General features: G+C 38.5%; 22 protein-coding genes and 1 riboswitch. Of the genes, 19 read left to right on the top strand and 3 right to left on the bottom strand.

Annotated features, from left to right (window positions below; translation table 11 throughout):
- Nucleotides 1–4: 4 nt before the first annotated feature.
- Complete coding sequence (locus tag AC1RFD_RS14505) at nucleotides 5–622, bottom strand: 3-ketosteroid-delta-1-dehydrogenase (RefSeq protein WP_259949670.1); 618 nt, start codon at nucleotides 620–622, stop codon at nucleotides 5–7.
- 224 nt (nucleotides 623–846) lie between these two features.
- Between AC1RFD_RS14505 and AC1RFD_RS14500 the strand changes: the two genes are divergently transcribed.
- From AC1RFD_RS14500 to AC1RFD_RS14460, 9 genes are all read left to right on the top strand, one after another.
- Entirely contained in the window at nucleotides 847–2,448 is a 1,602-nt protein-coding gene (locus tag AC1RFD_RS14500; protein ID WP_241489987.1) for a Na/Pi cotransporter family protein, read from the top strand.
- Nucleotides 2,449–2,516: 68 nt separating this feature from the next.
- Nucleotides 2,517–2,966: an SACOL1771 family peroxiredoxin gene (locus AC1RFD_RS14495; RefSeq protein ID WP_115672950.1), complete on the top strand. Its 450-nt coding sequence runs from the start codon at nucleotides 2,517–2,519 to the stop codon at nucleotides 2,964–2,966.
- 141 nt (nucleotides 2,967–3,107) lie between these two features.
- On the top strand, nucleotides 3,108–3,743 hold the full coding sequence (locus tag AC1RFD_RS14490; RefSeq protein WP_048394351.1) for a sugar transferase: 636 nt from the start codon (nucleotides 3,108–3,110) through the stop codon (nucleotides 3,741–3,743).
- 10 nt (nucleotides 3,744–3,753) lie between these two features.
- Nucleotides 3,754–4,884: a glycosyltransferase family 4 protein gene (locus tag AC1RFD_RS14485; RefSeq protein ID WP_199768277.1), complete on the top strand. Its 1,131-nt coding sequence runs from the start codon at nucleotides 3,754–3,756 to the stop codon at nucleotides 4,882–4,884.
- A gap of 1 nt (nucleotide 4,885) precedes the next feature.
- Nucleotides 4,886–6,559, top strand: coding sequence for a GNAT family N-acetyltransferase (locus AC1RFD_RS14480; RefSeq protein ID WP_492474996.1), 1,674 nt, complete (start codon nucleotides 4,886–4,888; stop codon nucleotides 6,557–6,559).
- A complete protein-coding gene (locus tag AC1RFD_RS14475; RefSeq protein WP_231595696.1) occupies nucleotides 6,540–7,286 on the top strand; it encodes a GNAT family N-acetyltransferase in 747 nt (248 codons plus the stop codon). Before AC1RFD_RS14480 ends, AC1RFD_RS14475 begins: the two co-directional genes overlap by 20 nt.
- Nucleotides 7,287–7,290: 4 nt before the next feature.
- Nucleotides 7,291–8,283, top strand: a complete 993-nt coding sequence (locus tag AC1RFD_RS14470; RefSeq protein WP_492474995.1) for a polysaccharide deacetylase family protein — start codon at nucleotides 7,291–7,293, stop codon at nucleotides 8,281–8,283.
- 390 nt (nucleotides 8,284–8,673) lie between these two features.
- Nucleotides 8,674–9,660, top strand: coding sequence for an agmatinase family protein (locus AC1RFD_RS14465; protein ID WP_492474994.1), 987 nt, complete (start codon nucleotides 8,674–8,676; stop codon nucleotides 9,658–9,660).
- A gap of 115 nt (nucleotides 9,661–9,775) precedes the next feature.
- A complete protein-coding gene (locus tag AC1RFD_RS14460) occupies nucleotides 9,776–10,663 on the top strand; it encodes a 5'-3' exonuclease (protein WP_004228212.1) in 888 nt (295 codons plus the stop codon).
- A 90-nt stretch (nucleotides 10,664–10,753) separates the two neighbouring features.
- Here the strand turns inward: AC1RFD_RS14460 and AC1RFD_RS14455 are convergent, their stop codons facing one another.
- Together AC1RFD_RS14455 and AC1RFD_RS14450 are read right to left on the bottom strand one after the other, a co-directional pair.
- The gene (locus AC1RFD_RS14455; protein ID WP_054549466.1) at nucleotides 10,754–11,257 is read right to left on the bottom strand and encodes a C39 family peptidase; all 504 of its coding nucleotides are present in this window, start codon (nucleotides 11,255–11,257) and stop codon (nucleotides 10,754–10,756) included.
- A 56-nt stretch (nucleotides 11,258–11,313) separates the two neighbouring features.
- Nucleotides 11,314–11,658, bottom strand: coding sequence for a thioredoxin family protein (locus tag AC1RFD_RS14450; protein WP_081010969.1), 345 nt, complete (start codon nucleotides 11,656–11,658; stop codon nucleotides 11,314–11,316).
- Between the two features lie 353 nt (nucleotides 11,659–12,011).
- Here AC1RFD_RS14450 and AC1RFD_RS14445 point away from each other — a divergent pair, with 353 nt between their 5' ends.
- From AC1RFD_RS14445 to AC1RFD_RS14400, 10 genes are all read left to right on the top strand, one after another.
- Nucleotides 12,012–14,396: a 3-hydroxyacyl-CoA dehydrogenase/enoyl-CoA hydratase family protein gene (locus AC1RFD_RS14445; RefSeq protein WP_281217208.1), complete on the top strand. Its 2,385-nt coding sequence runs from the start codon at nucleotides 12,012–12,014 to the stop codon at nucleotides 14,394–14,396.
- A 49-nt stretch (nucleotides 14,397–14,445) separates the two neighbouring features.
- The gene (locus AC1RFD_RS14440) at nucleotides 14,446–15,618 is read left to right on the top strand and encodes an acetyl-CoA C-acetyltransferase (protein WP_054549464.1); all 1,173 of its coding nucleotides are present in this window, start codon (nucleotides 14,446–14,448) and stop codon (nucleotides 15,616–15,618) included.
- A 126-nt stretch (nucleotides 15,619–15,744) separates the two neighbouring features.
- Complete coding sequence (locus AC1RFD_RS14435) at nucleotides 15,745–17,529, top strand: acyl-CoA dehydrogenase FadE (protein WP_066037171.1); 1,785 nt, start codon at nucleotides 15,745–15,747, stop codon at nucleotides 17,527–17,529.
- Nucleotides 17,530–17,712: 183 nt separating this feature from the next.
- Entirely contained in the window at nucleotides 17,713–18,069 is a 357-nt protein-coding gene (locus AC1RFD_RS14430) for an arsenate reductase family protein (RefSeq protein ID WP_054549462.1), read from the top strand.
- 81 nt (nucleotides 18,070–18,150) lie between these two features.
- Nucleotides 18,151–18,531: a glycine cleavage system protein GcvH gene (gene gcvH, locus AC1RFD_RS14425; RefSeq protein WP_004228227.1), complete on the top strand. Its 381-nt coding sequence runs from the start codon at nucleotides 18,151–18,153 to the stop codon at nucleotides 18,529–18,531.
- Nucleotides 18,532–18,622: 91 nt separating this feature from the next.
- Nucleotides 18,623–18,964: a toprim domain-containing protein gene (locus AC1RFD_RS14420; protein WP_004228229.1), complete on the top strand. Its 342-nt coding sequence runs from the start codon at nucleotides 18,623–18,625 to the stop codon at nucleotides 18,962–18,964.
- Nucleotides 18,965–18,978: 14 nt separating this feature from the next.
- On the top strand, nucleotides 18,979–19,290 hold the full coding sequence (locus tag AC1RFD_RS14415) for a thioredoxin family protein (protein WP_054549461.1): 312 nt from the start codon (nucleotides 18,979–18,981) through the stop codon (nucleotides 19,288–19,290).
- A 56-nt stretch (nucleotides 19,291–19,346) separates the two neighbouring features.
- Nucleotides 19,347–19,450, top strand: a riboswitch (SAM riboswitch).
- 82 nt (nucleotides 19,451–19,532) lie between these two features.
- Entirely contained in the window at nucleotides 19,533–20,561 is a 1,029-nt protein-coding gene (locus AC1RFD_RS14410) for a methionine ABC transporter ATP-binding protein (protein ID WP_004228232.1), read from the top strand.
- Nucleotides 20,551–21,219 carry a methionine ABC transporter permease gene (locus AC1RFD_RS14405; protein WP_004228234.1) on the top strand — a complete coding sequence of 223 codons (669 nt, stop codon included), beginning with the start codon at nucleotides 20,551–20,553 and terminating at the stop codon, nucleotides 21,217–21,219. The genes AC1RFD_RS14410 and AC1RFD_RS14405 overlap by 11 nt, the downstream gene beginning before the upstream one ends.
- Before the next feature lie 68 nt (nucleotides 21,220–21,287).
- On the top strand, nucleotides 21,288–22,139 hold the full coding sequence (locus AC1RFD_RS14400; RefSeq protein WP_485600400.1) for a MetQ/NlpA family ABC transporter substrate-binding protein: 852 nt from the start codon (nucleotides 21,288–21,290) through the stop codon (nucleotides 22,137–22,139).
- Nucleotides 22,140–22,222 lie beyond the last annotated feature (83 nt).

The raw sequence follows: 22,222 nt of genomic DNA, 5'->3' as shown, positions 1-22,222 counted from the left end.
TTGATTAAAAATGAATACCAGGTTTATCAATTAGCTTACAGCCTGTACCATACTTGGCTTTTAAGGCACCTTTGAAAAGAGTGTGCTCCAGCTCTGGGAATGTCTGTTTCCAAAGTTCAAAGACATTATGGCTAGATGCTTTGCCGTCCTTTGTTAATCGCGCAATATGGAAGCCATATTCATCATTACAGCGAGCCAATGGGCGGTTTTCTCTTACTGTAATAATTCGACCACTTGCCGTCATTTCATATAAGCCTTCATAGCCAGCAATCGCACGGCTTTCTTCTTGTCCTTCAACTAAAGGCTTTTCTTCATGTGGTGCTACTTTTTCCTCTGTCGTTGCTTCTTGTTCAGAAGATTGAGTTTCTTTAGCGCTGTTTCCTGCTGGTAGTTGTTCAACAATCACAAAATCTTTTTTAGAAGCTTTATCGCTCATTGTCGCCATCACGTTCATGATAGAGCCTACATAGCGTAATGGTTTTTCTCTTCCTTCTTCGAAAACAAAAATATTATACTCGGTTTTATTAATCTTTTTCATAATAATATTACCCGTTGTAATAGTAAAACCGATGAATTTGTTCTTTTTAAGTGCTTGTATTGCTTCTTGCTTTGTTAAAATCATTTTGAAAATCTCCTAAAGAATTATTTATTCTATTCTACCATAAAAATTATCACATTGTTTTTCGTAAAATAATGGATGATTTTGTACAATGCAGGGAAATATCCCTATTTTCTCAAAATTAATAATGGTACTATTAAGAATGTTTGGGGAATAAAACTCCTTTAAAAAGGAGCTTTCATAATAGAGATACAATTTTAGTAGGGAGTGTTGATAGGTTGATCAATGTGCTTGGGGGCATAGGTTTATTTTTACTTGGAATGACGATGCTAACAAACGGTTTAAAGGAATTGGCAGGAGATGCCTTGAAAAAATGGCTCAATCGTTTTACAGGTGGGACCATTAGCTCGGTACTATCTGGTACATTTATGACAATGCTTGTACAATCCTCCACGGCCACGACCTTGATTACGATAGGTTTTGTCAGTGCTGGACTTCTTACATTTGTCCAATCGATTGGCGTTATTATTGGCGCCAATATCGGGAGTACGAGTACTGGTTGGATTATTTCATTAATCGGCTTTAAAATCAATATGCAGACAATGTCACTACCTTTTATTGCGCTTGGTGTATTTGTCCAATTGCTCGCACCACGTGATTACAAAGCAATTGGAGGGCTAGTGACTGGTTTTGGCTTATTATTTTTAGGTATTGATGTTCTTCAGGGAGGAATGGCTGCGGTACAAGATAAAATTCCATTCGATTCATTTAGTGCAAATTCTATTAGTGGCAAGCTAATTTTAATTGTTTTGGGTCTTATCATGACGGTTATTATGCAGGCTTCTAGTGCTGCAATAGCAGCCACTTTAACAGCTTTATATGCAGGTGCTATTGATTTTGAACAGGCTGCTTATTTAGTCATTGGTCAAAATATCGGGACGACAGCTACAGCGTTATTTGCTGCGATTGGTGCATCAACAGCTGCAAAACGAACAGCTGTGACACATGTAATGTTCAATGTTGTCACTGCTATACTAGTGACATTCGGTGCAAGGTTTATGTTTGCTCTTACAGAGTTTGTCACGAAATCCATCAATGGTAGCTTTGATGAAACACTCGGCATTGCTGTTTTTCATACATTATTTAGTGTGATTGGCGCGATACTCTTTGTGCCATTTGTTCGTCCTTTTGCAAAGGCCATTGAAAAAATGATACCTGAAAAAGGAAATTATTTAACTCGTAATTTAGATAGTAGTGTTGCCAAACTACCTGGAGTTGCTGTAGAGGTATCCTTTAATACATTGCAAGATATTACTAAGGAAATGACGACAGTACTCGTTTCCCTTATTCAAGGAAAAAAACGCACAGCTGAAACAGACAGTAGATTGGCTCAAATAGATGAGGCAATCGAAAAAACACGTTTATTTATGGATGCTATTCAATCTTCCTCTCAAAAAGAACGGTATAAGCATATTGCCCTTTTACATGCTTTAGACCACTTATATCGTTTGTCAAAGGCATTACGTGAGCAACATCCAAATGCCTTTCAATTACAGGAGACATTAACCCAAAAGTGGTTAGAGGTATTGGAAAAAGTACTACTAATCATTGATGAGGATGAACGTCTACCTGAGATTGCTACCTTGCTTGAGGTTACTTCCTCTGAAATGGCTACGGTGCGTCGTGATAAACGAAACGCATACTTTGAGCACACTGTTGAAAATGTGGTAGAGTTAGAGACAGCTGTATCGAAAGTGGAGACTTTGCTGTGGATTGATCGACTTGTCTATCACTATTGGCGTACGACCGCTCGTCTTGCAGAGTACCAAACCGTGACTAAGAAAGGTCGTCATATTGACACAGAAAAAAATACAGTAACAGTTGAATAAATGGAATGCTCGTCTTACGTTTGTAAGCGGGCATTTTTCTTCGCTTTACAAATAAAGGAGGATCTAGAATGGTTCAGCATAAATTTACAATGGACTTAACTTGGTCAGAAGGAAGAAACGGTACAGGAAATATCCAAGCTAGTAATTTGCAAACACAAATTTCTATTCCTCGGGAAATGAATGGACCTGGCATTGGTACAAATCCAGATGAAATGCTTTTAGGGGCAGCTGCAACCTGTTATTTAATTACACTAGCTGCTTTATTCGAAAGGTCAGAAATAGATGTACTGGAATTATCCATGCAGGCCCATGGATTTGTTAGTGTAGAAAATGGCATTTTTACGTATGAAAAAATTGTCCATAAACCGACTATTATTGTGCAAGAGCGAACAGAACATCTTGAAAAAAGGCTTCTACGCTTAGCACACAAGGCTGAACAAACATGTATGATCAGTAAAGCATTAAAAGGTAATGTTGTAATTGAATGTGATGTTCAAATTTTTGAAGCAAGCATATAATAAGACAGCAAGAGTTATTCAGCAAGTAACGCTGATATAACTCTTTTTTTCATAAAATAAGCACTTTTTCTAAAATAGTTCTAGAAATGTTCAAAATGAATATATAGAGTTAAGTGCTAAAAAAATGCAAAGGATGATGTATTGCACGTTCAGACAGCTCAGAATCTCACATTCTATGGTCAGTACGGCAAAAGAATATTCGATATTATTGGGGCATTATTTTTGCTTTTTATAACAATTCCTCTAATGCTAGCTATATTCCTCATTTTACTCATAACGACAGGTCGCCCCATTTTTTTTAAACAAATCCGAACTGGCCTCGATCATCACCGCTTTGTGATTTGGAAGCTACGAACAATGTGTATTCAGGCAGTTCCAGTCAATATGCCGACTATTTGTGCTGATGGTATCCCTGATGATTATTATTTTAAAACAGAGCAAGATACACGCATCACAAAAGTGGGCGCTATTCTTCGAAAACTCAGTATTGATGAAATTCCACAACTTTTAAATGTGTTAAAAGGTGATATGAGCATTGTAGGTCCACGTCCTGAAGTACCAACGATCACGAATGCATATAATTCCTTACAGGCTCGGCGTTTGGAGGTAAAGCCAGGATTAACAGGCCTCGCTCAAATTAATGGTAGGTCGAATATTTCACATGGACAAAAAATATCATATGACATTGAATACGTTGATCATTATTCCTTTTGGTTGGATGTCCAAATTTTGTTGAAGACAATTTATGTTGTTGTTGCACGAACAGGTGCTTATTAAAAAATAAGGAGTGGCCATACTGAAGATCGTTCAGCTTATTACACGAATGGATAAAGTTGGAGGTGCGCAAAAACATGTGGAGGCACTTGCTATCCACTTAAAACAGGATGGGCATGATGTCACAGTAGTGACGGGCTCCTATCAACCATCACTGTGGCACTTACAAGAGCATAAAATCCCTGTTATCAGTATATCTGCTCTTCAACGGGCTATTCATCTAGCGAAAGATTTTCAAGCATTTTGGCAATTAAGAGCCGTTTTCAAACATCTACAACCAGACGTTATAGCCACCCACTCCTCTAAGGCTGGTGTGATTGGTCGCATAGTTGGTAGGTTGTTACAAATTCCAACTATTTTTACGGCACATAGCTGGAGCTTTACAGAAGGTGTTCCTTACAAGAAAAAGCTATTCTATCAACGGATGGAAAGATCAATTCAGCCATTTACGACAAAAATTATTACAGTGTCTGAATATGATCGGGAACTAGCACTAATGAAAAAGGTCGCTCCTGCTCATAAATTGCTGACTATTCACAACGGCATTGACCCTATCGAGAGAAATAAGACAACTGAAAAGATATGCATGGAGCAGCCAGTCATTGTCATGGTTGCTCGTTTTGAAGTGCCTAAAAGACAAGATGTCCTGTTAAAGACTTTAGCGGAACTGACAGATATCCCTTGGCACCTTCAATTGATTGGAGATGGTTCTCTGCGTCCAGCTCTAGAACATTTCGTTGAACAAAATCGATTATCCAATCGTGTAACATTTTTAGGTAATCAATTAGACGTTCATTCTTATCTTGAGAAAGGCCACCTATTTGTTCTGTTATCAGATTGGGAAGGCTTGCCGATTTCGATTATTGAAGCGATGCGTGTAGGACTTCCTATTATTGCAACAAATGTAGGTGGTGTGAAAGAGCTTATTATTGATCGTGACAATGGGTTTTTAGTGGAGCGAGAGAATAATGAATTATTGAAGAAGAGGCTGCATCAATTATTAATGGATGCTCCTTTAAGAGGAGAGATGGGGACGGCAAGTGAGCAGCGTTATTTACAGTACTTCACCTTCATCCCCATGTATCAAAAAACATTAATGGTTTATCAACAGGCTGTTTCAGAACTAGTAAAGAAAGGGGATTAAATTGCAATTAATTCGCATTAGAACTGATGATGAACTTATGTGGTACAAGGAAATTTGGGATGCCATTTTAGAAGAAGAGAACAATGATAATCCATTTATAGAATTTGCTTGGTTTTATAATTGGTGGCAAATTGTAGGACGGAAAGAGCGTGTAGAGCTTTACGCCATTGAACATGAGGGGACAATTAGGGCCTTTTTTCCTTTTACAGTGTCTATTCGTTGGGGGGTAAGGGTGTATGCTTTTGCGGGAGAAAACATCGCCAATTATACAGGGGTTGTGGCTAAAAAGGAATGGTTACAGCAAGTTACAACCTTTGTTTTTGATGAGCTCATTAAAAAGCATCGGCATATTCTTTTTTCCTTGCATGGGTTATTAGAAAGCAAGGTGTCTACTAAGATCTTAGAGCAATACTTTGTAGAAAGACAATTACGTACAAGCCTGTTCCGAGTTGTGACACCCTATCTTGCTTTTTCAGAAATTGATTTTCATCGCCATTTCAATCAACGTCGAAAAATGCATGGCGTTGATCGACGAGAACGAAAACTAAGAAATTTAGGCTCCTTAGAAAGACGTGAGGCTTCACAGGACGAGCTTTGGCAAATGTTTCGGTTATTTGATCGACGTTGGGCAAAAAAACTAGATACAAGTGGCTTTACAAAAGGCAAGAAAAGAGATTTTTTTGAGCGTTTAACGATGCTTAAAGGTGAGGCGTTACAGGTAGAGGTCGATGCACTTGTCTTTGAAAACCAGTGGATTGCTTTTACCTATGGATTATACTGTCGTGGCCGCTATGTAACCTATGCTCTTGCACATGAGCCAACTTTTAATTTATTTGGTGCTGGTCGGATAGTCACTCAGGAAGCCATCCAGCGAACGTTTACTGCTAACTATCGCTTATATGATATGAGCATAGGCTATGAGTCTTATAAATTTGATTGGCGTTCAGACATTGATTTTACAAGACAGATGCTTGCTAGCAGCGGTACGAAACGTACAAATCTACTGGCAGGTTTTTTATCGTTAAAGCAAAGGCTCAAAGAATTTATGAAAGGGAACCAACGAGTCGTAGATTGGAAGCGTAACACACTGGGCCATTTACGATATTTAGTAAAGTATGGAAAGGTAAAAGATTGGCTAGAATATGGACAACAATTCGTAGAAAAATTTATTCGTTTGAAACAAGTGGAGCTGTATGAATTATCCCCATCAGATGACGTATCACCACAGCAACCTGTCGGAAACTTATTTGAAGAAATGTCGATTCAGGAAGCGATGCAACTTGATCAGGAAGAAGTCATGGCCCTCCTTTATAAGGGCTATACGATTTATAAAGACTCCTTTGCGGAAACGAATAAGCTGGCGTTTGCATTACATGCCACAAACTGGCGAGTGGATTCAATGCAAATTGTAGAAGCCTTACCGAAGCAAACCTATTTTGTAGCCTATGATGTTTTCAAACAAATCGACATTATTACAGCTTTTTTACGGAAAATAAAACCAGCACAAACATTGTGGGTATCGGTAAGTTTTTGGCAATGGCGCAAGCGCAAGCGCTTAGTACAACTAGGCTATAAACCTATTTCTCGAATGAAACATTATAAACTTGCTCGTTTTGAGCGACACCGTGTAGAAAAATATACAGAGAGTGGGGGCGATGTACATTCTGTCCATTAAAAGTAAGCGATGGAATATCGCAATGCAGCATTTTTATTTTCTCGAAAAGCCAGCCAATTTTCGAAAGTCAATGAAAGTTGTAGGCTATACGCATTCATTAGTACCAAGTCGGAAGCTTGTAAAAAGCGAAACGATTCACATTTATTTGCAAGAGCATGAGCTTTCATTGTATTTAGCACTGTCTGAAGGTAATCGTAAAATCTTACGACGTGCCCAAAAAGAATCCTATCAAGTCATTTTGTATAAAGAGCCATCCATAGAAAATTTGAAAGCCTTTCAGCAATTTTACAATCAATTTGCCAAAAGAAAAAAAATTGAAGCAATCGGCAAGTCGCAAATGGAAACCATTCTGCTCCTCAATGAACAGGGTGCCTTATTATTATCGGAGATCCAGAGTTTTTGTGGACAGACATTATGTTATCGATTAGATATTGTGCATGAGAAAAAAGCGATGTCTTATTTCGAGGCAACATGTCATGCAACCGCATTGCCTGCACAATTAAAACGTCCTTTCCGTTATGCAAATCGGTTTTTAATTTGGCATAACCTGCTACACCTAAAGGAGCAAGGTTTTGTCTTATATGATATGGGAGAATTAACGGACAACCGAAATGTACGAGCCTTTAAATTAAGCTTTGGTGGCCAGGTTGTTCATGTTTACTCAGGCTACATTATCCAATCAAAAATACGTGCACTTTTACTAGGTGTGCAAAAATGGAGGAAGTAGCAACATGAATGGTGGGGGTCTCGTTATTTCATTAGATTTTGAGCTGAATTGGGGTGTCCATGACGTATTTCGTTATGGCCAATACAATAAAAACCTATATGGTGTCCGTAAAGCCTTGCCCAGGATACTAGCGTTATTTGAGCAATATGACATCCATGCAACTTGGGCTACAGTTGGATTATTGTTTGCTGAATCAAAGGCAGAAATGGCTCATTATTTGCGAGGTATCCCTGTGAAATATGAAAATATGCGCTTTGCAGCACATACACAGCTTGCAAAAGTTGGCGAAAATGAACAAGAAGATCTACTGCATTTTGGTAAATCTTTAATAGAGGAAATTAAACGTACACCACATCAGGAAATAGGAAGTCATACCTTTTCTCATTTTTATTGCTTGGAGAAGGGCCAAACAGAAGCTGCCTTTTGTGCAGATTTACATGCAACCAAAACAATTAGTGACGGTTATACTGCGCCTATGAAATCGATTGTCTTTCCTCGTAATCAAGTAAACAAAGACTATTTTACAGCATGTTTAGAAGCGGGGTATGTTTGCTATAGAGGCACCGAAAATCATGAGCTATATGACGCACAAAAGTTTACGAAAAAGGGAAGACTTTTAGGTGCTAAGAAGTGGTTAGATAGCTATTGGAATATAACTGGTCATCATATAGCCACCCTGGAAGAAATGCAAGAGGAGCAACTGATTAATATTCGATCAAGTGCTTTTTTAAGGCCATACTGTAGTCCATTACGTATATTCGAAAATTTAAAAGTAAAGCGAATAAAGGAAGGCATGCTCAAGGCTGCACAGGCACAAGCCTTTTATCATTTATGGTGGCATCCTCATAATTTTGGTAAGCATATTGATAAGAATTTGGCGATGCTAGAAGAACTATTAAGTTATCATCAAGAGCTGCGTAGTCAATATGATTTCCAAAGCTATTCCATGTATGAGGTAGCAGAACTTTGCGAAAGCCTTTCGAAACAGCAGAAGTAATAATGGAAGAGCTCTCTGTACGAAGAGTTGGTAAAAAAGAGGTTTGCTCTCTGAAGAGTAATTAAAGTGCTTGCAAACGAGAGAAAGTCATTTATTAAGAGTGTCAAAGCGCTCAAGGTAGGTGAACAACACTCAAAAAGTTGAGAACAGCCACAATCTCCTAACAAAAGAAACATGTAATTTCTAAGCAAACTGATTTCACGTTTGCTTTTTTTGTTTATCAAAAGAATATTTTCAATATAAGAGAAAAAAAGAAAAACTTTGACGAAAATCATTGTACGAATGGTACTATTACTATAAAGAAAATATGTTAGGACATTTACAGGGGAGCACCAATTGATTTAGGTCAATTGAACTTGAATGGAAAAGAGAAGAAGGTGGTAGATGAATATGTTTATACAATCAGAATGCCAATGGAAACAGGAGAATGGATCAGCTATGCATCAGTGGATAAAGCAGCAAACAAATCCGAATCCGAATGAGGTGGATATTGTCGTATATGGAGCGCTTTTATCATATACCAATGATGCGTCGTCAAAAGCGCAATACCCAACAGCCTTTCGTAAGGCTTGGCCAGGTTTTCAATCATATAATTTAGATGAGCAGGTGAATTTACGTGCCCTTTCAGTTGTGGACATTGGGGATGTGGCGATTCTAGAAAATGATCGAATGCTTTCGGAATCTGCCATCGAGGCTGCTGCAGAAAATTTAAGTATAGCCTTTCAAAGAAGTTTTACTTGTTTGATTGGGGGAGATCATACTATTACAGCGCACTCCATAAAAGGTATAAAAAATGCCTTCCCACAGGATCGCATTGGCATCATTCAGATTGACACGCATTTAGATGCAAGAAACCAAGAGGAAATTGGTTTAGCACAAGATTCTCCAATTCATCAGTTAATTGCAGCAGGGGTTGTGGAGGGGAGACATGTCTATAATGTCGGTTTGCATGGCTTTTTCAATTCACCCGAAATGATTCATTATGCTAAAGAACAAGGCATTCATATGATTACGTTAAAGCAAATGCGGCGTGATGGTATTCAACTCACAATACGTGAAATGCTGCGTCAGCTTATGTATGAAGTAGATCGCATTTATGTGTCTGTGGATTTAGATGCACTTGATATTGTATTTGCCTGTGATGTTCCTGCAGCTTCACCTGGTGGTTTAACGGCTTATGAGTTATTCGATATCCTCAAGATTATTGGCGAAAATGAGGGTGTTCGTCATATTGATTTTGTTTATGCTGATCCTAAAGAAGGTATACTACGTCCAGAAACTGTTAAAATCGGTGTAACTGCATTTTTACAATGGTTGACAGGCATTCAACTAGATCATCGCAATCGTATCTCGAAAAAAGGAAAGGTTATGTTGTAAAGCAAGTGTATTTCCGAGTATTAACAATGCTGATTTTTAAAAGTTTGCTATAATGTTTAAATAGAAAACAATAAATAAATACAAACTTTGTATTGTAATAGAGAGGAAATTTATGATGACAACAAAACCAAGATTATTGATTGTCGACGGTATGGCACTGTTATTCCGTTCTTTTTTCGCTTCGGCTGCCATGGGGCATTTTATTCGCTTGGCAGATGGAACACCTACGAATGGGGCCCAAGGATTTGTGCGACATGTTCTAACAGCACAAACTATTATGAAGCCAACACATATGGCTGTTTGCTGGGATATGGGCGCACATACATTCCGCAATGATTTATTTGATGGCTATAAAGCGAATCGCCCAGCACCTCCAGAGGAAATGCTACCACAATTTGATATGGCGAAAAATTTATCGCAGCAAATGGGTTGGCAAAATTTCGGGGTGAAGGGCATGGAGGCAGATGATTTAATTGGCTCCATGATAACGAAATGGCAGGACGAGGCAGACATTACGGTCATTAGTGGTGATAAGGATTTACTTCAGCTTTTAAGGCCATCTACAGAAATTGCGTTTATGAAAAAGGGCTATACAGAATACGATATTTATACACATGCTCGCTTTAAAGAAGAATATTGTATTGAACCTTCACAGTTTGCACAGGTGAAAGCCTTTATGGGTGATTCAAGTGATGGCTATCCAGGTGTGAAAGGGATTGGCCCAAAACAAGCGTTAACGCTTATTCAAACATATGGCTCAATAGACAAAATACTGGCATCACTCGGTGAATTGAAGCCAGGTCAAAGAACAAAAATTCAAGATAATTTAGATATGTTGCAGCTATCACATGAGCTTGCAACGATTCAAACCAATGTACCAATTGACGCTGATTTTACAAGCCTTGTGTTACCAACTTACGAACCACATATTTTTAAAGCAATAGAAGAGCGTGGCTACACACTAATTGCCAAGCACGCCCGTTCTTTGTATTCGCTTATTTAATCAATCATCGCAGAGTATAGTCATATGCTCTGTTTTTTTTATTGTAAGGAAAAGAATAGAGAGCAAAAAGAAGGCTAATCGATATTTGCTCTAGTAAGGAACCATTTTCACGAAGGATAATACCTTTTCGTTGTCTTTATAGAGAGCCTGACGAATTTGGCTATCACGTTGTGGACCACCATTATCATGGAATATTAGCCATAGCTCATCATTTTTTATCTCATAGCCTATAAGCGGTACCCAATGATAAGCAAAGGTTGATTTTTTATCACGCCACTGAAGGCTAAAATAGCGATCAAAACGCATAGCAACTGGTCGACCTGCGTCAATTTCCTGTAGAGCTTCCTTTAATGAACATGTTCGAATATCCCAAGTTGGAAGCAATTGACGAAGATTGTGAATCAGTCTCCATTTGAATAAGCCAATTTTTGTACCACCAAGCAGTTTATATAGCTCATTAATTGAAGGAGCTGACTCATTTAAAAATTTTAAGATGACATGAATCGTAGTAGGTCCACAGGCAGAATTGCGATAGCTTGGTGCAATGGAAATCTCATATTGTGAAGCCCCTCGTAGTGCCAATTGTTGACGCATAATAAACTCCTTTCAAAAAGAGCTGCATTTCAAGAAGAAATGCAGCTCTCTCGCCATTATTGTTGAGCAGATAAAAATTCTGTTACTTGCTGAGGTGTTTTTGCATTTGCACTATGTAAGTGTGCAAGTTTTTCACCATTTTGGAAAATCAATAGACTTGGAATTCCCATAACATCGTACTTATCAGCGATTTCTGGAAGCTCGTCTCGGTTTAGCTCATACCAATCATATTGGTTGTACTCTTCAATGATTGGATCGATGAACATATTCATACGTGTGCAATCAGGACACCAGCCAGCATAAAATTTCACTAAAACTTTTTGGTCGCCAGCGATTAATTCGTTAAATTGTTCTGCAGTAGTAATAGTTTTCATTAAGTATTCACTCTCCTTGCTTTCCATTCTACACATTTTTCTCGCAATCTGAAAGTTTTCTGTTTGGCCGTTTCAATCGCTACTTCTTGTCCTTTTTTAGCTCGTTAAAAACAAAAAAAGATGTATACTGCAAAAATAATTCTTGAAAAAAGATTGCTAAATTAGACAAAATAATCTACACTAAAAACAGAAAAGTAGTTTTATCTTCATTCATTGAGAAGTGTCATTTTGAAGCGAAGATAAACCTTAGTCGTGCTTGGTTGAGTGGAGGGAATCTCATTCAACAAAAGGACAAAAAATTCACTAAGGAACACTTGATATTTTTTTGGCCAAAAAATGAATGGCTATTCATTCAATGGGAGAATAAGGGGGAATTGCTTGTGACTTACAACATTAAAAAAGCAGCTGTTCTAGGTTCTGGGGTGATGGGCTCTGGAATTGCAGCACATTTAGCAAATATCGGTATACCAACATTACTATTGGATATAGCACCGAAGGAACTGACGCAAGAGGAAGAAGCAAAAGGCCTTTCTTTAGAGCATCCAGCTGTTAGAAATCGTATTGTAAACGGAGCTTTGCAAAAGTTATTAAAGCAAAAGCCAGCACCACTTACTTCTAAGAAAAATTTATCACTACTAACGGTTGGCAACTTTGAGGATGATCTAGGGAAACTAAAAGACGTCGATTGGATTATTGAGGTTGTTGTAGAAAATTTATCAATTAAACAAAGTCTTTACGAAAAAATTGATGCTGTTCGTACACCAGGAACAATCATTAGTTCAAATACATCAGGTATTAGCATTAATGCGATGGCAGAGGGGCGCTCAGATGATTTCCAAAAGCATTTTCTTGGCACACATTTTTTCAACCCACCTCGCTATTTAAAATTATTAGAAGTGATTCCTGCCAATACAACTGCACCTGAAGTAGTTAGCTTCATGAAAACGTTTGGGGAAGATGTGCTTGGTAAAGGAGTTGTACTTGCAAAAGATACACCAAACTTTATTGCCAACCGCATCGGAACATATGGTTTACTTATCACTTTACAGGAAATGTTAAAAGGTGGTTACTCTGTTGGTGAGGTAGACTCTGTAACAGGTCCGCTTATCGGCCGTCCAAAGTCTGCAACTTTCCGTACGCTAGATGTAGTTGGTTTAGATACATTCATTCATGTAGCGAAAAATGTTTACGATCAAACAACAGGTGAGGAGCAGCAAGTATTTGCAGTACCTGAATTTTTACAAAAAATGGTCACAAACGGTTGGCTAGGAGCAAAATCAGGTCAAGGTTTCTTCTTAAAACAAGGAAAAGAGATACATGAGATTGATCCAGCAACCTTAACGTATAGTCCAGCCAAAAAATTAAAAACACCTTCTATTGAAATGGCAAAACAAACTCGTGGATTGGCTAATAAAGTGAAGGCGTTAACCTATGCAAAGGATCGTACAGGCGAGCTATTATGGGGGATTTTTGCACCAACGCTCCTTTATTCTGCACAGCTACATGGGGAGATTGCAGATGATATCGTAGCCATTGATAACGCGATGAAATGGGGATTCGGCTGGCAACAAGGGCCATTTGAGATTTGGGATGCTATAGGCGTAAAAGATTCTGTGGCGAAAATGGAGGCTGAGGGCCGAGAGGTGCCTGCTTTTGTCAAAGAGATGTTAGCAAATGGCGTGGAGACATTCTATACAGAATTAGACGGAGATTTAGCTTACTATAATGGTTCACAATATGTGAAAGTGCCAGTCAATGAAAAAGAGATTAATTTAAAACGTTATAAGAAAAAGCATGGTGTGATTAAATCAAACACAGGTGCTAGTTTAATAGATTTAGGGGATGGAATTGCATTACTGGAGTTCCATTCGCAATCCAATGCAATCGGCTTGGATATTATTCAAATGATTAACTTTGCGGTAGATGAAGTAGAGGCTAACTATAAGGGCTTAGTCATCGGTAATCAGGGGAAAAACTTCTGTGTTGGGGCAAATCTAGGAATGATTTTGGTAGAAGCACAGGATGATAATATATTTGAGCTAGATTTCGTCATTAAAGCATTCCAAGATGCTATGCAGAAAATTAAATATTCACGTAAGCCTGTTGTAGCAGCACCGTTTGCCATGACATTAGGCGGGGGAGCAGAGGTTTGCTTACCAGCTGCACATATTCAAGCAACAATGGAAACATATATGGGCTTAGTGGAAGTAGGGGTTGGATTAATCCCAGGTGGTGGCGGAAATAAAGCACTCTATCAGAAATTCCTAAAGGGCTTACCAAACGGCGTAGAGGTAGACTATCAACATATTGCTAATAAAGTATTTGAAACAATTGCGATGGCGAAGGTTTCAACATCTGGTGAGGAAGCACGTGAAAATAATTTCCTAAACTTTGCGGATGGTATTTCAGTTAATCCAGATCATCAATTGTATGATGCGAAGCAGGCGGCATTAGCACTTTACGAAGCGGGCTATCAACCACCTGTACCAACAAAAGTGCCAGTGGTCGGTGCATCAGGCTATGGTACATTACTCATCGGTGCGCAAGGGATGTTTGAGTCAGGCTTTATTAGCGAACATGATTTAAAAATTGCTAAAAAATTAGCTTATGTTATTGCAGGTGGAAAGGTTCCGTACGGCACATTAGTCGATGAGCAATATTTATTGAACTTAGAGCGTGAGGCATTCCTTAGTCTTGTTGCTGATCCACTATCACAGCAGAGAATGCAACACATGCTGTTAAAAGGTAAACCACTTCGTAACTAATTGACGAAATAGATCAATCTTGCACATGAAACAAAGGGGGATTAATACGATGCGTGAAGCCGTTATTGTAGCAGGAGCACGAACTCCAATTGGAAAAGCAAAAAAAGGTTCTTTAGCAACAGTAAGACCAGATGATTTTGGTGCTGTTGTAGTCAAGGAAACATTGAAAAGAGCAGGCTATGAAGGGCCAATTGATGATTTAATTTTAGGCTGTGCAATGCCAGAAGCAGAGCAAGGAATGAATGTAGCACGTAGTATTGGGGCACTTGCTGGATTACCAGATACAACGCCTGCTCTGACAATCAATAGATTTTGCTCATCAGGTTTACAGGCAATTGCTTATGCAGCAGAGCGAATTATGCTAGGACACTCAAAGGCTATTCTTGCTGGTGGTGTAGAATCCATGAGTATGGTGCCGATGGTAGGGAATACACCACGTTTAAATCCGACTTTAGCAGAAACGGCTCCACAGTATTATATGGGCATGGGGCATACAGCTGAGGAAGTAGCTCGTCAATATAATGTTAGTCGTGAAGACCAAGATGCTTTTGCTGTTCGCTCGCATGAGCTTGCTGAAAAGGCAATTAAAGAAGGTAAATTCAATGATGAAATTGTACCAATTGAAGTGGAACAGCATTACGTAGACGATAACAATAAACCACAAGTGAAAAAATTCACATTCAGTATGGATGAAGGTGTACGTCCAGGTACATCAGTTGAAGGTTTAGCCAAACTACGTCCAGCTTTCCACGTAAAAGGCAGTGTAACGGCGGGCAATGCCTCTCAAACTTCTGATGGTGCAGCAGCTGTACTAGTAATGGATCGTGAAGAGGCTGACAAGCAAGGACTGACACCAATGGCAAAATTCCTAGGCTTTGCAGTTGGCGGTGTACCTCCTGAAGTAATGGGTATCGGGCCTATCGTGGCAGTGCCAAAAGCGTTGGAAATTGCAGGTTTATCCATCGAAGATATTGATTTATGGGAAATCAATGAAGCATTTGCTTCACAGTCATTACAGGTGGTACGTCATTTAGGCATCGACCAAGAGAAAGTCAATGTCAATGGTGGAGCGATTGCATTAGGTCATCCACTAGGCGCAACGGGAGCTATTTTAACATTAAAGCTAATTCATGAATTGAAGCGTCAAGGGAAGAAATATGGTGTAGTGACAATGTGTATTGGTGGCGGCATGGGTGCTGCTGGCGTATTTGAAATTCTATAATTTTTGCTAGATCAGCTTGAGGTGTACTGTTTACGGTTGCCTCCGAACATTGTATACGTCAAGCTTTTCTATACATGATCATTAGGGGAATCAACTAACAAAAAGATATATTGGGAGGAATTAATCATGACTGAAAAAACAACTGATTTCATTAAAGGCGGCGGATTTCTTATTGAAGATGTGGAATTAGATCGTGTATTTACACCGGAAGATTTCACTGACGAGCATAAAATGATTGCTAAAACAACAGAGGAATACGTTACAAATGAAGTTTTACCAGTAGTGGAAAATTTAGAGCACCATGAATTTGAGCATTCAGTGCGTCTCCTAAAAAGTGCAGGCGAATTAGGCTTACTTGGAGCAGATGTGCCTGAAGAATACGAAGGGCTAGGATTAGACAAAGTTTCTTCAGCTTTAATCGCTGAAAAAATGTCTGTTGCAGGTGGTTTCTCTATCACACATGGTGCTCACGTTGGTATTGGGTCATTACCAATTGTTCTATTCGGTAATGAAGATCAAAAGAGAAAATATTTACCTAAGCTTGCTTCAGGTGAATTAATCGCTGCCTATGCATTAACAGAGCCAGGTTCAGGTTCAGATGCTCTAGGTGCAAAAACTACTGCAAAATTAAACGAAGCTGGCACACATTATATTTTAAATGGTGAAAAACAGTGGATTACGAATGCAGGCTTTGCTGATGTATTTGTGGTCTACGCAAAAATTGATGGCGATAAATTCTCCGCCTTTATCGTAGAACGTGCCTACAATGGTGTTTCAGTTGGTCCTGAAGAAAAGAAAATGGGGATTAAATCATCATCAACTCGTACATTAGTATTGGAAGATGCCGAAGTACCTGTAGAAAATCTATTAGGCGAAATTGGTCGTGGGCATATCATTGCGTTCAATATTTTAAACATTGGTCGATATAAACTAGGCGTGGGCACAATTGGCGGATCGAAACGTGCATTGGAGTTAGCTATTCAGTATACAAACCAACGTCAGCAGTTTAAGACAAAGCTTTCTGATTTCAATCTGACAAAAGAAAAATTATCAACGATGGCTTCTCAATTGTATGCTTCAGAATCATTAAACTATCGTACTGTGGGCCTATTTGAGGATCGCTTAAGCCAATTAAGCCTAGAAGAGCAAAAGCAAGGTAAAGTAATTGCAGGAGCGATTGCTGAATATGCCATTGAATGCTCTATTGCTAAAGTATTCGGTTCAGAAACTTTAGACTATATTGCTGACGAAGCTGTCCAACTTCATGGCGGTTATGGCTTTATGGCTGAATATGAGGTAGAGCGTATTTACCGTGATTCTCGTATTAATCGAATTTTTGAAGGTACAAACGAAATTAACCGCATGATTGTACCTGGCACATTTATGAAAAAGGCGCTAAAGGGTGAGCTACCATTATTACAAGTTGCCCAAAATTTACAGCAAGAGCTGCTTATGCTAATGCCAGAGGATATCGGTACAGAGCCGTTAGCACAAGAAAAATATTTAGTGAAAAATGCCAAGAAGATTGCTGTATTAGCTGCAGGATTAGCAGCACAACGCTTTGGTGCAAAGCTTGATCAAGAGCAAGAAGTATTGGTAAACATTGCGAATATAGCTAACCAATTATTTGCAATGGAATCAGCTGTCTTACGTACAGAAAAAGCAATTGCTCGTGACGGTGCTGAAAAAGCACATCAAAAATTGCTATACACACAAATTTTCTGCCAAGAAGCATTCGCAGAAATCGAAAAAGAAGCAAAAGACACAATTCTTGCTTCAGCGGATGGCGATGCAGCCCGTATGACATTATCTGCACTGCGTAAGCTAACGCGTAATAATCCATACAATTTAATTGCGAAGAAGCGTGAGGCTTCCGTTAAATTAATTGATGCTGAAAAATATATTGTATAATAGTGCAAATTTAACCTAGCTATCTGCAAAAGATAGCTAGGTTTTTTATATGAGATGGATAATCGTAAAAGGAGCGGATAAATTTGCACAACTGGTGGATAAACTTACAAAAAAGAGTGAAGTTCACCATTGAAAACAACTATGATGGTATACTACAGAAAAAGACAGAAGAGGAGCATTGTAATGACGATTCAATTTTTCCATTATCCGAAATGTACAACATGTAAAAAGGCACAGAAGTGGTTAAATGAGCATGAGGTTTCCTATGAAGAGGTACATATCGCAGAGCAACCTCCGACTAAAGAAGAACTAACAGCTATTTGGCAAGCTAGTGGACAGCCTTTGAAGAAATTTTTTAATACCTCAGGCATGAAATATCGTGAGCTTGGCTTAAAGGACAAGTTAGCGGAAATGACGGAGGATGAGCAGCTTGAGCTACTTGCTTCAGATGGCATGTTAATGAAACGTCCCATCGTGACAGATGGAAAAAAAGTTACTTTAGGTTTTAAAGAAGTAGATTTTGAGCAAGCTTGGAAATAACCGTATTAAACCTTGTATTTATAGGAGAAGTATGGCACACTGAAAGTGAATATATTACATATTTATGGAGGGGTTTTTTGCATGAGCACACCTAAAGACTTACGATACTCTGAAGAACATGAATGGGTAAAAGTAGAAGATGGAAAAGTACGTATTGGTATTACTCACTTCGCACAATCTGAATTAGGAGATATCGTATTCGTTGAGCTTCCACAAGTTGGCGACGAAATCAAAACAGATGATCCATTCGGTAGCGTAGAATCAGTAAAAACTGTTTCTGAATTATATGCACCAATCTCAGGTACTGTAGTTGAAGTAAATGCAGATTTAGAAGATAGCCCAGAATTCGTTAATGAATCACCATATGAAAAAGCATGGATGATCGTTGTTGAGCCTGCTGACGCATCAGAAGTTGAGAAACTAATGACAGCAGAGCAATACGAAGAAATGATCGCTGAATAAGACAAGCCATAATCGAAAAACGTCGGAAACTACCGGCGTTTTTTGTTATATAATGACTTATAAGTGGGGATCTCTAAATGGAGGTGGCGTAATGTTCGAGGGAAAATGCTTGATAGTAGAAGGGCGCTCAGATAAGCTACAAATTGAGCCTATTTTGAATGAGAATGTTACAATACTATGTACGAATGGTACAATTGGTGTGCATCAATTAGAAGAACTACTGGATCCCTATGAGGGCTGTGAGCTATTTACTTTTTTTGATGCAGATACTTCTGGTGATAAGCTACGTGCATTAATGGACAGACATTATCCAGAGGCTGAGCATCTGCGCACAATGCCAACATACAAGGAAGTAGAAACGACACCAAGAAAAGTGCTAGCAATGATCTTACTGCGTGCACATTTTTCAATCCATAATGAATATATTTTGTAAGGTTGCGTGAGTAAATGGAAGAATGGTCAATAGAGCAGTGGGAAGCGGCTAAACAGTCGGGAGAGAAAACTGCATTTTATTTATATACACCGATGTGTGGAACGTGTGCAGTGGCATCTAAAATGATGTCCATTATTGAGCAATTACTGCCACAGCTACAAATTGGTAAAGCAAATATCAACTTTTTGGAACACATAGCTTATGAGCATCAAATTGAAAGTGTTCCATGTCTACTCATCAGTGATGGCGGAAAAGTGACAGAAAAGATTTATGCTTTTCAATCCGTACCATTTTTATATGAATTGTTAAAAAAATCAATTGACTGAACTTTACTAGCGTGGTAAAGTATCAAATATATTACTAAAACATTAAATATATCGAACTCTTATGAAGAGTGGCGGAGGGAAGTGCCCTATGAAGCCCGGCAACCATCACAATGTGAAAAGGTGCCAAATCACCCAAAGATTTTTCTTTGAAAGATGAGAGAACGGTTTAACGTATCATACGTGACCCCTTCTACTTGTCTGTGAGTGAAGGGGTTTTCTATATGAGAAAAGGAGTATTCGCTATGATCCAGCTTCAAAATATTACAAAGAAATACAAAACAGCAAATGGCGAATTAACGGCAGTCAAAGACGTCAACCTTACTATTAATAAAGGTGAAATTTTTGGCATTATCGGCTATAGTGGTGCTGGTAAAAGTACCATGATTCGTTTATTAAACGGTTTAGAGAAACCGACAGCAGGAACAGTAACGGTGAACAATCAAGAATTTTCATCGATAAAAGGGCAAAAACTTAGAGCAGCTAGACAAAAGGTAAGTATGATTTTCCAGCATTTTAATTTACTTTGGTCAAGAACAGTTGCCGAAAATATTGCATTCCCTTTAGAAATCGCAGGCTTCCCAAAGGCTCAACGTGAAGCGCGTGTGAAGGAATTAATTGCCCTTGTAGGCTTAGAAGGGCGCGATAAGGCATATCCATCCCAGCTTTCTGGGGGACAAAAGCAGCGTGTAGGAATTGCACGTGCATTAGCGAATAATCCAGAGGTTTTACTATGTGATGAGGCGACATCCGCACTCGACCCTGAAACAACGGATGCCATTCTTGATTTACTCGTAGATATAAATGAACGCTTAGGCTTAACAATCGTCCTGATTACCCACGAAATGCATGTCATCCGCAAAATTTGTCATCGTGTAGCGGTGATGGAGGCAGGCGAAATTGTGGAACGTGGTGAGGTATTACAAGTCTTCCAAGCCCCACAGGCGGCTATTACTAAGAAGTTTGTATCTCAAATTACAGACACTAAGGAAACACAGGATACGGTAGCACAAATTAAAACAAACTATCCAACTGGACAACTTGTCAAATTGATTTTTGTTGGTGAAAAAACAGAACAGCCTGTCATCTCACATCTTGTGAAACAATTTGATGTAGAAGTAAGTATTGTTCACGGAAATATTTCGCAAACAAAAAATGGTGCATATGGTACATTGATTGTGCAAATTGATGGCTCTCAGACAAACGTCACTGAAGCCCTTCGTTATTTAAATACAGTGGAAGTACAGACGGAGGTGATTGAAAATGCTAACTAATCTCTTTCCGAATGTAGACTGGGAAAATATGTGGCAAGCTACGTATGAAACTTTATACATGACAGCTATATCAACGGTTGTGACATTTATTCTTGGGTTAGTCATTGGTATTGTTCTATTTTTAACTAGCCCCAATCAGTTATGGGCAAATAAAATCGTTAACTTTTTAACAGGATCACTCGTTAATATTTTCCGTTCCATTCCATTTATCGTATTAATTATTTTATTAATTCCATTTACGAAGTTTTTACTAGGTACAATTCGCGGTGCCAATGCGGCGTTACCTGCTTTAATTATCGGTGCAGCACCGTTTTATGCTCGTATGGTATTAATTGCGTTACGTGAAATTGATAAAGGTGTGATTGAAGCAGCCCGTTCAATGGGAGCAAAAACTTCTACGATTATTTGGAAAGTATTGGTTCCTGAATCATTACCAGCTTTGATTTCTGGTATCACTGTAACGGCTGTTGCTCTTGTAGGATATACAGCGATGGCAGGAATTATTGGTGCAGGTGGTCTTGGTAACTTAGCTTTCTTAGACGGCTTCCAGCGAAATCGCCAAGATGTGACATTAATGGCAACTATTTTGATCTTAGTAGTCGTATTTATTATTCAATGGATTGGTGATTTAATTACCGAGAAAATTGATAAACGCTAGCAAGAAAAAGGGGTTATTCCGGTTTTTACCGCTAACATATTTTAAACAAATAAAAGGGAGTGTCATAAATGAAAAAGTTATTAGCAGGATTATTTTTATCAATACTTGTACTAGCATTAGCAGCTTGCGGTACAGATAAAAAAGAAGATGAAAAATCAGCATCTGGCGATCAAACAGATAACAAAGAAAACGTAACATTAAAAGTAGGTGCTTCTAATACACCGCACGCAGTTATTTTAGAAAAAGCAAAACCGATCTTAGCTAAAGAAGGCATAGACCTTAAAATTGAAACGTATACAGATTATGTTCTACCAAACCAAGATTTAGAGTCAAAAGATATTGATGCAAACTATTTCCAGCACATTCCTTACTTAGAGCTACAAATTAAAGACAATGGCTATGATTTCGTTAATGCAGGTGGCGTTCATATTGAACCAATCGGTATTTACTCTAAAAAATATAAAACGTTAGAAGACCTGCCTGAAGGCGCAACAATTTTACTTTCTAACTCAGTATCTGACCATGGTCGTATGCTGTCATTGTTAGAGGCTAAAGGCTTAATCAAATTAAAAGAAGGCATTGATAAAACAGCAGCAGAATTAAAGGATATTGAAGAAAATCCTAAAAACTTTAAATTCGATGCAAATACTGCCCCAGAAATGCTTGTACAAATGTACGAAAACGATGAAGGCGATGCAGTACTTATCAATTCTAACTTTGCCATCGATAACGGTTTAAACCCAATTGAAGATGCTATTTCTCTTGAAGATAAAGAATCTCCATATGTTAACATCATCGCTGTACGTGCAGGTGATGAATCAAAACCTGAAATTAAAAAATTATTAGAAGTATTAACATCTAAAGAAATCCAAGACTTCATTTTAGAAGAGTGGAAAGGTGCAGTAGTACCGGTAAAATAAGAATTAAAAATTTTATAAAAGGGTACATAAGTTTAACGACTTATGTACTCTTTTTTATTTGTAGTTAAATTGATGAGAAACTA

It is taken from the genome of Lysinibacillus sp. GW823-FHT02G10 (assembly GCF_058797135.1).
This window is presented reverse-complemented; position numbering and strand designations above follow the sequence as displayed.

Coding starts and splice junctions, on each gene's coding strand:
- AC1RFD_RS14505 (WP_259949670.1), bottom strand. CDS start 622: ATGATTTTAACAAAGCAAGAAGCAATACAAGCACTTAAAAAGAACAAA.
- AC1RFD_RS14495 (WP_115672950.1), top strand. CDS start 2,517: ATGGTTCAGCATAAATTTACAATGGACTTAACTTGGTCAGAAGGAAGA.
- AC1RFD_RS14475 (WP_231595696.1), top strand. CDS start 6,540: ATGTACATTCTGTCCATTAAAAGTAAGCGATGGAATATCGCAATGCAG.
- AC1RFD_RS14470 (WP_492474995.1), top strand. CDS start 7,291: ATGAATGGTGGGGGTCTCGTTATTTCATTAGATTTTGAGCTGAATTGG.
- AC1RFD_RS14465 (WP_492474994.1), top strand. CDS start 8,674: ATGTTTATACAATCAGAATGCCAATGGAAACAGGAGAATGGATCAGCT.
- AC1RFD_RS14460 (WP_004228212.1), top strand. CDS start 9,776: ATGACAACAAAACCAAGATTATTGATTGTCGACGGTATGGCACTGTTA.
- AC1RFD_RS14455 (WP_054549466.1), bottom strand. CDS start 11,257: ATGCGTCAACAATTGGCACTACGAGGGGCTTCACAATATGAGATTTCC.
- AC1RFD_RS14450 (WP_081010969.1), bottom strand. CDS start 11,658: ATGGAAAGCAAGGAGAGTGAATACTTAATGAAAACTATTACTACTGCA.
- AC1RFD_RS14440 (WP_054549464.1), top strand. CDS start 14,446: ATGCGTGAAGCCGTTATTGTAGCAGGAGCACGAACTCCAATTGGAAAA.
- AC1RFD_RS14435 (WP_066037171.1), top strand. CDS start 15,745: ATGACTGAAAAAACAACTGATTTCATTAAAGGCGGCGGATTTCTTATT.
- AC1RFD_RS14430 (WP_054549462.1), top strand. CDS start 17,713: ATGACGATTCAATTTTTCCATTATCCGAAATGTACAACATGTAAAAAG.
- gcvH (WP_004228227.1), top strand. CDS start 18,151: ATGAGCACACCTAAAGACTTACGATACTCTGAAGAACATGAATGGGTA.
- AC1RFD_RS14420 (WP_004228229.1), top strand. CDS start 18,623: ATGTTCGAGGGAAAATGCTTGATAGTAGAAGGGCGCTCAGATAAGCTA.
- AC1RFD_RS14415 (WP_054549461.1), top strand. CDS start 18,979: ATGGAAGAATGGTCAATAGAGCAGTGGGAAGCGGCTAAACAGTCGGGA.
- AC1RFD_RS14410 (WP_004228232.1), top strand. CDS start 19,533: ATGATCCAGCTTCAAAATATTACAAAGAAATACAAAACAGCAAATGGC.
- AC1RFD_RS14405 (WP_004228234.1), top strand. CDS start 20,551: ATGCTAACTAATCTCTTTCCGAATGTAGACTGGGAAAATATGTGGCAA.
- AC1RFD_RS14400 (WP_485600400.1), top strand. CDS start 21,288: ATGAAAAAGTTATTAGCAGGATTATTTTTATCAATACTTGTACTAGCA.